The organism is Bowdeniella nasicola, from assembly GCF_900107735.1.
GTDB lineage: Bacteria > Actinomycetota > Actinomycetes > Actinomycetales > Actinomycetaceae > Bowdeniella > Bowdeniella massiliensis.
This window is the reverse complement of the sequence record NZ_FNQV01000001.1, coordinates 156,609-170,793: the sequence shown is the minus strand read 5'-3', so window position 1 is coordinate 170,793 and position 14,185 is coordinate 156,609. Positions and strand designations below refer to the sequence as shown.

14 protein-coding genes are annotated in these 14,185 nt (G+C 64.8%); 8 read left to right on the top strand and 6 right to left on the bottom strand.

Annotated features, from left to right (window positions below; all coding sequences use genetic code 11):
• Positions 1-79: 79 nt before the first annotated feature.
• The 3 genes from BLU67_RS00820 to BLU67_RS00810 all read left to right on the top strand — a co-directional run bounded on the left by BLU67_RS00820 (position 80) and on the right by BLU67_RS00810 (position 3,789).
• Complete coding sequence (locus BLU67_RS00820; protein ID WP_092561029.1) at positions 80-649, top strand: GDSL-type esterase/lipase family protein; 570 nt, start codon at positions 80-82, stop codon at positions 647-649.
• Positions 650-732: 83 nt separating this feature from the next.
• Complete coding sequence (locus BLU67_RS00815) at positions 733-1,302, top strand: molecular chaperone TorD family protein (protein WP_092561027.1); 570 nt, start codon at positions 733-735, stop codon at positions 1,300-1,302.
• Positions 1,303-1,419: 117 nt separating this feature from the next.
• Positions 1,420-3,789, top strand: coding sequence for a glycogen/starch/alpha-glucan phosphorylase (locus BLU67_RS00810; protein WP_092561025.1), 2,370 nt, complete (start codon positions 1,420-1,422; stop codon positions 3,787-3,789).
• 169 nt (positions 3,790-3,958) lie between these two features.
• On the opposite strand, the gene BLU67_RS12670 is transcribed toward BLU67_RS00810, so the two are convergent.
• From BLU67_RS12670 to BLU67_RS00800, 3 genes are read right to left on the bottom strand one after another with little or no spacing between them, the layout of a single operon-like run.
• Positions 3,959-4,033, bottom strand: a complete 75-nt coding sequence (locus tag BLU67_RS12670; protein WP_014300525.1) for a 50S ribosomal protein bL37 — start codon at positions 4,031-4,033, stop codon at positions 3,959-3,961.
• A gap of 50 nt (positions 4,034-4,083) precedes the next feature.
• A complete protein-coding gene (rsrA, locus tag BLU67_RS00805; RefSeq protein WP_092561023.1) occupies positions 4,084-4,335 on the bottom strand; it encodes a mycothiol system anti-sigma-R factor in 252 nt (83 codons plus the stop codon).
• Between the two features lie 2 nt (positions 4,336-4,337).
• Complete coding sequence (locus BLU67_RS00800) at positions 4,338-4,976, bottom strand: sigma-70 family RNA polymerase sigma factor (protein WP_222842308.1); 639 nt, start codon at positions 4,974-4,976, stop codon at positions 4,338-4,340.
• Between the two features lie 157 nt (positions 4,977-5,133).
• Here BLU67_RS00800 and BLU67_RS00795 point away from each other — a divergent pair, with 157 nt between their 5' ends.
• Genes BLU67_RS00795 through BLU67_RS00775 form a run of 5 tightly spaced genes read left to right on the top strand, consistent with a single transcriptional unit; the run spans position 5,134 to position 11,803 of the window.
• Positions 5,134-5,634 (top strand): DoxX family protein, encoded by a 501-nt coding sequence (locus BLU67_RS00795; protein ID WP_092561019.1) that lies wholly within the window; start codon positions 5,134-5,136, stop codon positions 5,632-5,634.
• A gap of 7 nt (positions 5,635-5,641) precedes the next feature.
• A complete protein-coding gene (rsgA, locus tag BLU67_RS00790; RefSeq protein WP_092561017.1) occupies positions 5,642-6,664 on the top strand; it encodes a ribosome small subunit-dependent GTPase A in 1,023 nt (340 codons plus the stop codon).
• 46 nt (positions 6,665-6,710) lie between these two features.
• The gene (gene hisN / locus BLU67_RS00785) at positions 6,711-7,517 is read left to right on the top strand and encodes a histidinol-phosphatase (RefSeq protein WP_092561015.1); all 807 of its coding nucleotides are present in this window, start codon (positions 6,711-6,713) and stop codon (positions 7,515-7,517) included.
• A 30-nt stretch (positions 7,518-7,547) separates the two neighbouring features.
• Positions 7,548-8,708, top strand: a complete 1,161-nt coding sequence (locus BLU67_RS00780; protein WP_092561013.1) for a metallophosphoesterase family protein — start codon at positions 7,548-7,550, stop codon at positions 8,706-8,708.
• A complete protein-coding gene (locus tag BLU67_RS00775; protein WP_092561011.1) occupies positions 8,705-11,803 on the top strand; it encodes an AAA family ATPase in 3,099 nt (1,032 codons plus the stop codon). Before BLU67_RS00780 ends, BLU67_RS00775 begins: the two co-directional genes overlap by 4 nt.
• On the opposite strand, the gene BLU67_RS00770 is transcribed toward BLU67_RS00775, so the two are convergent.
• Genes BLU67_RS00770 through BLU67_RS00760 form a run of 3 tightly spaced genes read right to left on the bottom strand, consistent with a single transcriptional unit; the run spans position 11,800 to position 14,185 of the window.
• Positions 11,800-12,249, bottom strand: a complete 450-nt coding sequence (locus BLU67_RS00770) for a DUF6912 family protein (RefSeq protein ID WP_092561009.1) — start codon at positions 12,247-12,249, stop codon at positions 11,800-11,802. The two genes, BLU67_RS00775 and BLU67_RS00770, sit on opposite strands and share 4 nt — an antisense overlap.
• A 17-nt stretch (positions 12,250-12,266) precedes the next feature.
• The gene (locus BLU67_RS00765) at positions 12,267-13,556 is read right to left on the bottom strand and encodes a CpaE/TadZ family protein (protein ID WP_092561007.1); all 1,290 of its coding nucleotides are present in this window, start codon (positions 13,554-13,556) and stop codon (positions 12,267-12,269) included.
• A complete protein-coding gene (locus BLU67_RS00760; protein WP_143027293.1) occupies positions 13,553-14,185 on the bottom strand; it encodes a hypothetical protein in 633 nt (210 codons plus the stop codon). Before BLU67_RS00760 ends, BLU67_RS00765 begins: the two co-directional genes overlap by 4 nt.

Below are 14,185 nucleotides of genomic sequence, written 5' to 3'. Positions count from 1 at the left end.
ACGGAGGACCGGCAGGCAACTGCCGGTCCTCCTTCGTTTGAGCAATGCGGCACAATGGAACTGACAGAAAGGGGCGCACATGCGCATTGTGGTCATCGGAGACGAGCTCGCTGCCGGACTTGGCGATGCCCGCTATCTCGGATGGGTGGGACGCGTCATGGCGCGCAGTCAGCTGCCAGAGCCCGCCTTCATCGCCAACCTCGCGCTTCCCGCTGTCGACACCACCCAGCTTGCCCACGGCTGGCGTACCGAGGCCGAACGCCGCATCAGCCACCGTGAGGAAACTCGGCTCATCGTTGGTCTCGGCATCGGCGACGTTCGCTCCGGGCTTTCGGCCGCCCGTTCCCGGTTGAACCTCGCGAACATTCTTGATGGCGCCACCGAATATCGCATCCCCGCGTTCGTGGTGGGGCCGCCGCCGCTGACTGCGCCCGGAGACATCGCCGAGCTTTCCGCCGCCTACGCTGACGTATGTCAGCGCCGATCCGTGCCCTATGTTCATACCTACGCGCCGCTCTCGGCGCACGAGCAGTGGCACGCCGACATCGCACAGTTCGACGGGAAGCACCCGGGACAAATCGGCTACGGCCTGCTTGCCTGGCTGGTTCTGAACCAGGGCTGGGAGTCCTGGATTTCTCCGCGTCTCTAGCTCCTGGGCCTTCCGTCCTGCTAAAACGGGCCGGCTGCGAGACACGATGGAAGCCAGATCATTTTCCATCGCAAGGAGGCCGCATGTCACTCACTCCGGTGACGCACTCGATCGCGGACCTCGCCCGGCCGCTCGCGGCACTCGCGGCGATGTTTATCGCCGAGCCCCGCGACAATCAGATCGCCTACCTTCGTAATCCCGACGTCACCTCGCGCTGGCCGCTGAGCGGCGCCGTCTTCCAGCGCGGCGCCGACCTCGTCGTCGAATCCGCCCTCGCGCGTGAGTCCGGTGCCAAGATCTGCGCGGACTACCGCCGCCAGCTTGCCCCCGACGTAAAACTCAACGCCCAACCGATCGCACGTCAGCACCGTGATGTGAATCCGCATGACGTGTTAGAGGCCTTTGCCTCCCATGGCGTGCTCGTCGAGAGCGACCTGCCGGCCGATCACCTCGGCGTCATTCTGGCCGCGATCGCAGCGGCCGCGCGCGCCGACAAGGAAGACCACGCACGCGCGTGGGCGCACGCCTACCTCGGGACCTGGGCGATTACCGCCTGCGAGCAACTCGCCTTGCGCAGCGCGTCGATGTTCTACCAGGGCGTTTTTACCCTCACCGCCGCTCTCCTGGCAGACCTCACCTCCGAGCCGAGGTGAAGGCCCTCACCTTCGTCGGCGGTTATCCGCGAGGTACGTCCCTAACCCGATAGGCTGGCATCAGTCGGGCCGGCCGGTGCTGGCCCGAACGTGTGTATCCATTAAAGGAGCCATCCGATGACAAACCTGACCGAACGACTCGGCGCCCAGGTGCGCACCGTCGCCGGGCGCACGCCCGAAAACTCCACCGACTACGAGTTTTGGACGGGCCTATCCGCCGCCCTGATCGAGCAGATCGCCGACCGCTGGGAAAAGACCACCCAGGCCTACGCCGCCGGCCGCCAGCAGCACTACTTCTCCGCTGAGTTCCTCATGGGCCGCGCCATGCTGAATAACCTCACCAACCTCGGCATGGTCGACGAGGCCAAGAAGGCCGTATCCGCCTTCGGCAAGAACCTCACCGACGTTCTCGAATCTGAGCACGACGCTGCCCTCGGAAACGGCGGCCTCGGCCGTCTCGCAGCCTGCTTCCTCGACTCCTGCGCCACCCAGGACCTGCCCGTAACCGGCTACGGAATTCTCTATCGCTACGGCCTGTTCAAGCAGTCGTTTTCCAACGGCTTCCAGTGCGAGCACCCCGACCCGTGGATGGAAGAGGGCTATCCCTTCGTCATTCGCCGCGAAGAACAACAGCGCATCGTGCAGTTTGATGATCTGACCGTGCGCGCGATCCCCTACGACATGCCGATTACTGGCTACGGCACTGACAATGTCGGCACGCTGCGGCTGTGGAAGTCCGAACCGATGGAAGAGTTCGACTACGACGCCTTCAACTCCCAGCGCTTCACCGATGCGATCGTCGAACGTGAGCGCGTCAACGATCTGTGCCGCGTCTTGTACCCCAACGACACCACCTATGAGGGCAAGGTGCTGCGGGTGCGCCAGCAGTACTTCTTCGTCTCGGCCTCGCTGCAGTCGATGGTCGATAACTTCATCGCCCACCATGGTGAGGACCTCACCGAGTTTGCCGCCTACAACTCGATCCAGCTCAACGACACCCACCCGGTCCTTGCCATCCCCGAGCTCATGCGGATCCTGCTCGATGAGCATGACCTGAGCTGGGAAGATGCCTGGAACGTCGTGACCAACACGTTCGCCTACACCAACCACACCGTCCTTGCTGAGGCCCTTGAGACCTGGGAGTACTCGATCTTTGACAAGATCTTCTCCCGCGTCCTGGAAATCATTAAGGAAATCGATCGCCGCTTCCGCCTCGAACTCGCGGAGGAAGGCTTCGACCAGGGCAAGATCGACTACATGGCGCCGATCCAGTCGGGACGAATCCACATGGCCTGGACCGCCTGCTACGCCGCCTACTCCATCAACGGTGTCGCGGCACTGCACACCGAGATCATCAAGCATGACACGCTGCATGACTGGTACGAGATCTGGCCCGAGAAGTTCAACAACAAAACCAATGGCGTGACCCCTCGCCGCTGGCTGCAGCAGTGCAACCCGCGCCTGGCCAAACTCCTCACGCGCCTCGTGGGATCGGATGCCTGGGTAACGGACCTTGACCAGCTTAAGACCATCGAGTCCTATGTCAGCGACGACTCGGTCATGCAAGAGCTGCTCGAGATCAAGCACGCGAACAAGATCGATTTCGCCGCGTGGATCAAGGACCGCGAGGGCATCGACATCTCGCCGGATGCGATCTTCGACGTTCAGATCAAGCGGCTGCACGAGTACAAGCGGCAGCTCATGAATGCCCTGTACCTGCTCGACCTGTACTTCCGGATCAAGGACAACCCGAATTGGGATCTGACTCCGCGGGTCGCGATCTTTGGTGCGAAGGCCGCTCCGGGCTACGTTCGGGCCAAGGCGATCATCAAGCTCATTAATGAGATCGCGCGCCTGGTCAACAACGATGACGAAGTGGGCGACAAGCTCAAGGTCGTCTTCGTGGAGAACTACAATGTCTCCCCCGCCGAGCACATCATCCCCGCCGCCGACATCTCCGAGCAGATCTCCACGGCTGGCAAGGAGGCTTCCGGTACGGGCAACATGAAGTTCATGATGAACGGTGCCCTGACCCTTGGCACGCTCGATGGTGCGAACGTCGAGATCGTCGAAGCGGTCGGGCACGACAATGCCTACATCTTCGGGGCAAAGGTCGAAGAGCTACCTGCACTTCGGGAGAACTACGACCCGCGCTATCTCTACGAGACCGTCCCCGGCCTCAAGCGGACGCTTGACGCTCTCACCGATGGGACGCTCGATGATGGCAATACCGGAATGTTCCATGACCTGATTCGTTCCCTGTTGGAATCGCCCGGTTACGAACCGGCAGATCTGTACTACGTCCTGGGCGACTTCGATGCCTACCGCACGGCACGCGACCAGATGGCCGAGGATTACCGCGACCAGCTCGCCTGGGCGCGGATGTGCTGGATCAACATCACCAACTCCGGACGCTTCTCCTCCGACCGGACCATCGCCGACTACTCACGCGATGTCTGGAAGCTTGACGCAACGCCAATCTCTTAGCGATTGAGCGATAAGGGGCCGGGAGCAATCCCGGCCCCTTCGTCGTAGCTATGGAGTACGCAATACCGCGACCGGATCACGTCTCGAGTTCGACCCCCACCCGGCTGTCGCTCTCGAATCGGCAACAAAAAAGGACCCATGTGGGTCCTTTTCGTTGGCTAGCCCGCACTTAGCTGTTGGGGCGCTTGCCGTGGTTCGCCTTGTTCTTACGACGATCCTTGCGCTTGCGGCCACGCTTGCTCATGGTTCCTCCTGGATATTGGCAACTGGCCTATTCTCCCACAACTTCTGCACTCAGCTGTAATACGTGGTGCGTTGCACGGTGATCCTCATAACGCGTGCTCGTAGCTGTTCCGGAGCGCGCTCCGTGCATGCCCGTTTCAGAGCCCGCCGGATGTGTGCCTCGACATCGGCAATTTCGTGGCATTCGGGGCACTCTTCAACGTGACGTTGCAGGCGCGCACACAGGTCATCATCGAGTTCTGCATCGAGGAGCTCATAGAACCTGCGCCGCACTTCTTCACAGCGGCAATCATCATCACTCATGCCTAGTCCACCTCAATTCCATATTCCCGGGCGCGATCAGCCAGCGACTCCCGCAGCTGGGCGCGGCCGCGATGCAGCCGGGACATGACTGTGCCAACGGGCGTACCCATGATCTCGGCGATTTCTTTGTACGCAAATCCTTCGACGTCGGCCAGGTAGACCGCGAGACGGCGGTCCTCGGGCAGCGCCATCAGCGCTGCTTGCACGCTCTTGTCGGGAATGCGATCCAGAGCTTCGGCCTCGGCCGAGCGCAGACCCACCGGATCGTGCAACGAGGCTCGGTGTAGCTGCCAGTCCTCAACACCGTCGGAGTCTGCCTGGATCGGCTGCCGCTGGGCTTTGCGATAGGAGTTGATGTACAGGTTCGTCATGATCCGGTACAGCCAGGCCTTCAGGTTCGTGCCGGGTTTGTACTGGTCGAACTTGTCATAGGCGCGCGCGAAGGTGTCTTGGACGAGATCTTCCGCGTCGGCCGGATTGCGCGTCATCCGCAAGGCAGCGCCATAGAGGCGGTCGAGGTGCGGGATGGCATCGGATTCAAAACGTGCGAGCCGCTCTTCCGGGGTTTCGCCGGCATCGACGCGCACGGGCGCGCCATCGGAGTCGACGTCGAAATCTTCGTCGTCGGAATAAGTAGTCATCACCATCAAGCCTAGCCGTAGCCAGGCAACCGCGAGCTCGATCGCGGCGCGTGCAGGCTTGGAGGTGAGGGTCATAGAAGGGTTAACGCCCGATACTAGTGCGAATATTCCACGGGAGTTATCGCATTGGCTAAGTGGGCGTGGCAGACTAGAAGGCATGATCATCAAGCTGCTCGCCCGCCCGCTGCTCGCGGCCCCCTTCATCGCTGAAGGCATCGATGCCGTGCGCAACCCGAAGAAACACGCTGAGCGCTTCGCGACGCTCGAAAAGCCCCTGACCCAGCTCGGTCTGCCGCCGGCGCTGTCCTCCGACACGGAAATGCTCGCCCGTGTCCTTGGTGGTGTCTCGGCTGTTGCCGGCCTGTGCCTGGCCACCGGCCGTAAGCCGCGCACCGCTGCACTCACACTCGCGGCCATCAACCTGCCGCTCGTCGTCACCTCCAACCCGCTGTGGCAGGCGAAGTCCGCTGGCCAGCGCAAGGAGTTCACCGCGAACCTGCTGAAGGGCGGGGCCCTTGCGGGCGGCCTGCTCTACGCCGCCAATGACCGCGCCGGAAAGCCGTCGCTGGGCTGGCGCTGGGACAACTACCTGGAGCACCGCGCCGACCTGAAGGACACCAAGCAGAAGCTGAAGGCGCGCTACCGCGACGACGACTAGGTCGTAAGTGGCCCGCCGACGCGATATAGGTACCGATGACCCACGGGTCCGGGTTCGTCCCGGCCGTGGGTCTCGTCCGCGCACTAAGCGCCGGCCCGACTACTCGGGGGCGCCCCGCGGTTCCGTCACCTCGGTCGATCGCGGCCGCTACGGCGTCCTCAGTGATGACGGCGTGGCGCTCGTCGCGGTCAAAGCGCGAGAAATCCCCTCGGTCGTCATCGGCGACCGGGTGGCGTTGACCTCTGACCTCTCCGGTAAGAAGGACACTCTCGCGCGAATTGTGGAGGTCGATCCGCGCGAAACCGAATTGGCTCGCAGCGCCGAAGACGGCGAATCAAGCGGGCAGCAGCGCGTCATTGTGGCTAACGCTGATCAGCTCCTTATCGTGACCGCGCTTGCCGATCCGCCGCCGCGCCCTGGCATGATCGACCGCTGCCTCGTCGCCGCATATGACGGCGGACTGAGGCCCATCCTGTGTCTGACAAAGTCCGACCTGACCTCCGATGCTGAGATGCGGCGCCTGTACGAGCCGCTGGATCTCGAGATCGTCACGACCTCTATCGACACGAGCGGCAACGCGACGGGGATGGCCGAATTGCGGGAGCTGCTCGGCGGCAGTCGCACGGTCCTGATCGGCCACTCGGGCGTCGGCAAATCGACGCTCGTCAACGAGCTTGTGCCCGATGCCGCGCGAAAGACGGGCGACGTAAACGTCGTCACCGGCCGCGGCCGTCACACCTCGACCTCGGCTATCGCGTTCGTGAGCGAGGACGGCACGTGGATTATCGACACACCGGGCGTGCGCTCCTTCGGTTTGGCGCATGTCGAGCCTGATGACCTGCTGCGTGGTTTTGACGACCTGTCTCGCGTCGCCGCCGAGTGTCCGCGAGGCTGTGAGCACCGCGCCGATTCGCTGGAGTGTGCCCTGAGCGATTACGCGCAGACATCACCCCGGGCTGCCGCTCGCGTCGAGTCCTATCGGCGGCTGCTTGCTGCTCGCGAAGCCGCACTGCCGGATTACGAACGCTAGGTGTGCCCCGGCCCGGCTCGGCGTCGTGGCCGGTAGCCTAAGGACCATGGCCACCAGCTACGTTGATGATCTCCGCCTCGCCCACTATCTTGCCGCGCAGGTGGACAACTACACGTCCGCGCAGTTCAAGGCGCACGATTTTTCCGTCGAGACCAAGCCGGACTTCACGCTCGTCACCGAGGCGGATCGCACGGCCGAGAAGATCATTCGCGAGCAGCTGCGTCGGGTTCGCCCGGGCGATTCGATCGTGGGCGAGGAGTTTGGCACGACGGGGACGTCAGCCCGCCAGTGGATCATCGACCCGATTGATGGCACGAATAACTTCGTGCGTGGCGTTCCCGTGTGGGCCACCCTCATTGGGCTAGCGATCGAAGGGGAAATGGTCGTCGGGGTTGTCTCGGCCCCCGAACTGCAGCGCCGCTGGTGGGCAGCGAAGGGGCACGGCGCGTTCACGGGACGCTCAATGAGCCAAGCTCGCCAAATCCATGTCTCCGACGTTGGCGCGCTTTCCGATGCTTCGCTGTCCTACTCCTCGCTGCACGGTTGGGCGGAACAGGGCAGGCTGCGTTCGTTTTTGACGCTGAGCGAATCGTGTTGGAGGACCCGCGCATACGGCGACTTCTGGTCCTACATGCTCGTCGCTGAGGGTGCCGTCGACATCGCATGCGAACCCGAACTCGCCCTGTACGACATGGCGGCGCTCGTCCCGATCGTGACCGAGGCCGGCGGAACGTTTACCTCCCTCGACGGCGAACCGGGGCCCTTCGGTGGTAACGCCGTCGCGACCAACGGGCGCCTGCACGAAGAGGTCCGTTCCCTGCTCGCCAACGCCTCCGACCCACACGCCTCCTAGCGTGTCGGCAGCATCTCCTACCCTTGAGGCATGAGGCTCTTACACACCGCTGACTGGCATTTGGGTCGCACCTTGCACCAGAGTGATTTGAGCGAGGATCACGCCGCCTATCTCGATCACCTCATCGATCTAGTGCGCAGCGAAAGCGTGGACGCGGTGCTCGTCTCGGGCGATGTGTATGACCGCGCCTTCCCGCCGGTCGACTCGGTCAAGCTGCTGCACGCTACGCTGCGCCGACTGACCGAACTCACCCACGTGATCCTGACGGCCGGGAACCACGATTCTGCGCAGCGGCTCGGTTTCCTCGAGGGCCTAACCAACGAGCACCTCCACCTGCGCACCTCGCCGCGCTCAGCGCTGCAACCCGTGACGATCCCGAGCGCATCGGGCCCGGCCTGCTTCCTTGCGATCCCCTACCTCGACGTCGACGCCGCGCGCCGCGCGTTCGCATTACCAGATGGCCAGCTGCCCGCCCGTAGCCACGAAGCCGTGATGAACGCTGTGGTTCGTGAACTCGACCCGGTCGCCGCCGCCGCGCGCGAGGCAGGTGCTCACCTCGTCGTGGCGGCGCATGCCTTCGTTGCTGGCGGTGAGCCAAGCGAGTCTGAACGAGACATTCAAGTCGGTGGCGTCGACCGCATTCCCGTCGGCGTTTTTGCACCGCTCAGTGCCGACTACGTCGCGCTCGGCCACCTGCACCGCCCACAAAATATTTCGGCCGCCAGCCGCACCCGCTACTCGGGCTCACCCCTCGCATTTTCGTTCTCCGAAGCTAACGACGTGAAGTCATCCTCGCTCGTGGACATCACCTCCGCAGGAGTCTCCCTGGAAGAGATTCCGGCGCCCGTGCGCCATCCCCTTGCCGTCGTGCGTGGCACCCTGGCCGAGCTGCTGGGCCGAACCGATGTGTCCGACAAGACCCGCGTCAAGGCGATCCTCACCGATACCGTCCGGCCGCGCGAGGCCTTTACACAACTCAAGGACCATTTCCCTCACCTGCTCGCGCTCACACACGAACCTACCGAGGTGATCCGCGAATCCGTCACAGTCACGGCGCGCCAACTCGCCGATCCCCTCACCGTCGTCGAGACCTTCGTTTCCCATGTCACGGGCGAGGACATGACCGCACCTCAACGCTCAGTCCTCCAAGACACCTATGAAGGCCTCCTGGCAAGGGAGCGCACACGATGAGACTGCACCGCCTCGAGTTCGAAGCCATCGGGCCGTTCTCTGATCACCACGCCATCGATTTCGATGAGCTTGCCACCTCCGGGCTCTTCTTACTCTCGGGTCCGACGGGGTCCGGAAAATCGACCCTCATTGACGCGATCGTCTTCGGTCTGTACGGCGCGTCTGGCAGCGGCGCCGACAATGCCACAAAGGAACGCCTCCACAGCCTCGCGGCTCCGAGCACGACGCCATGGGTCGAGCTCACCTTTTCTAACGACTACGGGATCTATCGCGTCCGGCGCACTCCGGAGCACACGGCACCTAAACTCCGCGGCACCGGCACGACGACCCGTAACGGGACCTGCCTCCTGCTGCGACTGAGCGGGCCTGACGATATTGGCAACCCCGACGCGGGTGAGGTTATCGCCCACCAGGTCGCAGATGCCGGCACTAAGCTCGGGGAAATCATCGGTCTCACGCGCGAGCAGTTCACCCAAACGATGGTCCTTCCCCAGGGCCAATTCTCGCGCTTCCTTACCGCAAAGCCCGAAGTCCGCACCGAGATCCTGCGCGATATTCTCGGCGCCAAGCTCTACCAGGACCTCCAAAATGCACTGAAGGAGCGGGCAAGTAAAGCGGAAAAACTCGTCGAGCGCGCCGCCCGAAACGCCGCCGTCGAACTGCTCGCCGTCACGAACACCCTGGAAGAAGTCCCCGAGGCCATCACCCGCTCCCGGTTCACTCCCCCGCAGCCTGTCACCGACGTGGACGCGAGCATCCCCGATCCTGAACTCTTGAGCAATACCGAGCTGGATGCGGTCCTCGACGAACGAATCGAGGTTGTCGTATCGATCGCGGAGGCGGCCCGGTTAGATGCCATCGAAACCCGCAGCATCTACGACGAAACGCTGGCCGAAGCGTCCCGGCTAAGCGACATCGCACGCCGCCAGCACGATTGCGAGACTGCCAGGCTGCGCCGGCGCGAGCTTGACGACGCCGAGGCAGATATTCTCCAGGCGGAGGCGGCCGTCGCGGCCGATATGCGCGCGCGCCCGATCATTGCCGCTAGCACGGAGCTTACGACCGATATCGCCGAGTTCAACGCGACGCTGGATGAGCTGGCCACATCAGACGTGCCATCGCGTCTCCCCTCGTCGGTCGACGAGATCATCGACGTGGACCGTTCCCCCTTCGAAGCCGAACTGTTGAGTGCCAAGAACGCGTTCGAGCTGAGCGCACGCTCCATCGAGCGCGCGGAAGGCGAGCTCGCCGCCCTCCAAGGACATGCTCGGCGCATCGAGGCTCTCGGCGACGAGCTCGCCGAGCTCACCAAGGTCGATGAGGCCGATGGCGAACGTCACCTGGCCGCGACGAGCGAACTCGAAGCCACCACGGCAGCTCTCACCGAACAGGAACGTGACCTCGCGGAACTCACTACGTCCGCAGCCAATGTAGAAGATCTGCGCGAACACGCGAGCCGCCAGCAGGCCATCGTGCAGGCGGCGCACAAAGCCGCGACGCTCCTTAAGAAAATCGCGAGCCTGCAAGAGGCCGTGGCGCAATGTGAGGCCGCCGCCCACCAAGCGAACGAGCGCGCTCGAGCCCGGCAAGACGCACACGTCCGCCACACCGCAGGCGATCTTGCCGCTGAGCTCAGCCCCGGTTCGCCCTGTCCCGTGTGTGGCGCCCTGGAACACCCCAATCCGGCTTCGCCCCATGACACCGACGTCACCGCTGCCGACGTGCGCGCCGCCATCGCCGAGGCGCAGCAGTCGGCCGAGGCCCTTGCCGCACAGCGGGTGCGCCTGAGCGAAGCAAGCGAGCAACACGCCGAAGCACACAGCGCTGCCGGAGGGAGCGAGCTTGCCGAGGCTGAGAGTGCGTATCGGCAGGCCGCTGATGCGCTCGCCGCCGCCGAACAGGCCCAGCTCGGCGCAACCGCACGCAAGGATGCCATCGCCGCGCTGCAGCACCGCCGGGTCGAGCTCGACGCCGAATGCCGCAACCTGGCAGAGCGGCGCGCAGCCAGCGCGGACCGCCTCACGGCTCTTCGCGCGGAGCGTGCACAAGAACAAGAAACGCTGGGCGACAAGCTCGCCGGAGCCGCCTCCATTGAGGAACTCGCCACCGAACTGCAGGCCAAGCGAACGGACAACGACCGTGCGCGCACGATCATCCAGAGCGCCATCCAGATGTTTGCCGGCATCACCCGCGCTGGCACCAACCTGAAGCGCCACCTAGAAGAATCGGAGTTTGCCAGCTTCGACGCCGCCCAGCGTGCGGCCCTGACGGATGAGCGCCGCACGGAACTGGCCGCGAGCATTTCGGCGCACCGCGAGGCCACCGTGACGGTGGCATCCGTCCTTGGTGATCCGGCCAATCACGCGGCTCTCGCGCACGGCCAGGTTGACCTCACCGAGGTGGAGGAATTGCGACGTGCCGCCGATTCCCGCAACGAGCGCACCAGCGCTCTTGCCGCCGTCGCCACATCGTGGCGCGACGCCGTCCTGACCGCCCGCACCACGGCGCAGCGCGCGCGAGCCGAATACGACCGCCAGGCCGCCGGCGTCGTCGATGAGATTGCCCTCGGCCACCTCGCGGACGGCCGCAACGGCCGCTCCCTGACGCTCTCCACGTTCGTCGTACTCGACATGTTCGACTCCGTCTTGCACGTCACCAACGAGCGCCTGGCCGAGATCTCCGATGGGCGCTATCACCTGCAGCGCAGTAACGAACGCGAGTCGGGACGCAACCGAAAGCTCGGGCTTTCCCTCACGGTTTTCGACGCGGCGCGCGGCAGGACGCGGTCCCTATCTTCTCTCTCCGGCGGCGAAACCTTCTATACCGCCCTCTCCCTCGCCCTCGGCCTCGCCGATACCGTGCGCGCCACCCACGGCGGCATCGAAATGAACACGCTGTTTATCGACGAAGGCTTCGGCTCGCTCGATAGCGGCACCCTCGATCAGGTGATGAGTGTGCTCCACCAGCTCCACGCAAGCGGCCGGGCCGTCGGTGTGGTGAGCCACGTCGAGGAGATGAAGCAGCAGATTGCCGACCGCATCGAGGTCACGAAACGCGAGGACGCCACCTCCACGCTGCGGGTCTACGCCGGTTAACCTTCCAGCTGCGCAATGACATCATCGCGTTCGGTGATGTCAAACCACAGCAGGTCGAAATCCTCCAGGCCCTCAAGGGCTGCTTGATCACTTCCGGCCGCAGCGACGCATTCCTCGGCCGCGGCCTCGTCCACGAGCAGCGCGACGGCATCGCCCCAGGTGATTGCCTCGGCTAGCTCGACATCGCAGGCAAGCTCCGGGTTCGTCAGCTCCTGCACCCGGGCATCAACGGCGACGACGATGCGCCGCGCGGGCCCCTCTTGGTATGCAAGTGCCGAATAGTCCCCGGCCGCGAGCGTCGCGATCAGCTCGCGCTCTTCCTCATCGGCCTCCGGCACCTCACGCTGCAATGCGCGGGTATCCGCGCACGCACGGGCACCGGCATTAAAAGCGTTCGGGGCGGGGTTCATCAGATCGGCGCGGGTGAGCGGCAAGAAACAGCGCATAGCTCTATCGTGCCAGGTCAGGTAGCAGCTGAGCGAGAAAACGTTGCGGCGAGCCGCTTCAGCACCGAAGGCCGCGCCGGCGCGGCCGTGCCCATGAGCTCGGACGCCAGCTCGCCGACCACGAGCGACATCGCGCAATGCGGCGCGCTCTGTGTGATCGGAGCCCCGGCCAACAGAGCCGCATCGAGGGCCTTGCGCTCATCTGAAATGAGCGTTGCTCGCTCAACCGAAGTAAACCGCGAGAGCACTTCGAGGACCGAGCGCGCGGCGTCCGAGCCCGCGGCCGCGTTTCGCACCGCGGTCACGACGACGTGCTCACGCTCGGTCACCGGGTGCGACTGCACGTGCGTGATCAGCCGCGCAATCGAGACAGTATCGGCCTGCGCCACCACCAGCACATCATCGGCCGCGGCCAGGATCTCCTCGCGCACGGCGCCGGGTTGCGCGCCGAACTGGTCATAGCCATCGGCCGCCGGCCACGGCACCGACTCCACGTCGATGACGATGGCGTCGTAGTGCTCGCGCGCGAGCGCCAAGATCGGCTCGATCGTCGCCGTGCTGATATCGCGCCAGCGATCCGCCCGGCCGATACCCGTCACGAGGTCGAAGCCGTGCGAGGCGATGACGGCGCCGGCCAGCACCTCCTCGTCTAGCCGGCCCTGGTTGGCGCGGCGCGAGAGCGTCGCGAGCCCGGACACATCATCGAGGATCCCCAGCCGCGGCGTGAGCGAGGGCGCCGCCAGGTCCGCGTCGATGAGCAGCACTCGGCCGTAACGCACGAGGGCGTGGGCGAGCGCCGCTGCCAGACTCGAGCGCCCATGCGAGCCGGGCGGGCCCCACACGGCGATGATCCGCGCCTCGCGTCCGACCTTCGCCTCGGCGCGCAGCTGGCGCCGCGTCGGCGAGGGCGGCGGGGGCGGCATCGCCGCCGCCTCCGCCTCCGGCTCTGGCTCCTCGCCGCGGTACGCGAGCTCGGCAATACGCTCGGCGATCTCGGCGGGCGGCGTATCCAGCGGCAGCGTCGCCGCCGCCCCGAGCGCCGCCGTGCGTTCCACGTCGTCGGGATGTGCGAGCAGCAGTGCGCGCACCCCGTGGCGGGCAAGATCGGCGACAACCTGCGCGCTCACGTCCCCGCCGGAGGCGTCCAGCACGCCAATGCCGCCGATACCGGCCGCGGCCGCCGCGAGCAGCTCGCCGACGTCCCCGCAGCGCCGCACCACCGACACCTCGCCGCGGTGATTGGTCAGCGCCCGCACGAGCAATGGCTCGAGCTTGCCCGTGACGGCAATCAGGACGCCAACACTCATAGCGTCCCGCCCTGGGGCACGACTGACATGACGCCGTTGCCAGCAAGCGCCTTCAGCACCGCCGCCACATTGTCCTCGCGAACCGAGACTTCGATTGAGCCATGGTTATTGACCCCCAGCCCACCGGCGGTATGGACCTGCTCGATGATCGCGTCCGCCGCAATGATCTCGGGTTCGGAGCCCTCCGATCCGGGAGTCGCCCGCGGAATGAACCAGACATCGACGACGCTGCCCCGGCTCGCTTGCTGCGGCAATTGTGTTCCGAGCGGAATCACGACGGAGCGCGTCTTTTCCTGGCCTTCGTCCGTGCTCGTCGCCGAGCGCGCAATGAGCTCTCCCTTGCCGACCGTGCGTGTCACGCTGCCGCGCGGCTCGTCCTCCGCACTGAGATAGTGGCTCGCCACATCGGCGTGAACCTCGGCCCGCTCGACGTTTCCGCGCAACTCGCTGCCCGGCGTCAGCGTCGATGTAGCAGCCCATACTCCGACGCGATGATCGACGGCGTTGACAAGATAGATCCCGAGCGCCACGGCCGCCGCGACGAGGATAATGCCCACGGCGAGACGAGGATCGCGCAGCGAGGGACGCATGGCAACAATGCGAGAGGCGCGTTTTTGACGAGAGGTCAT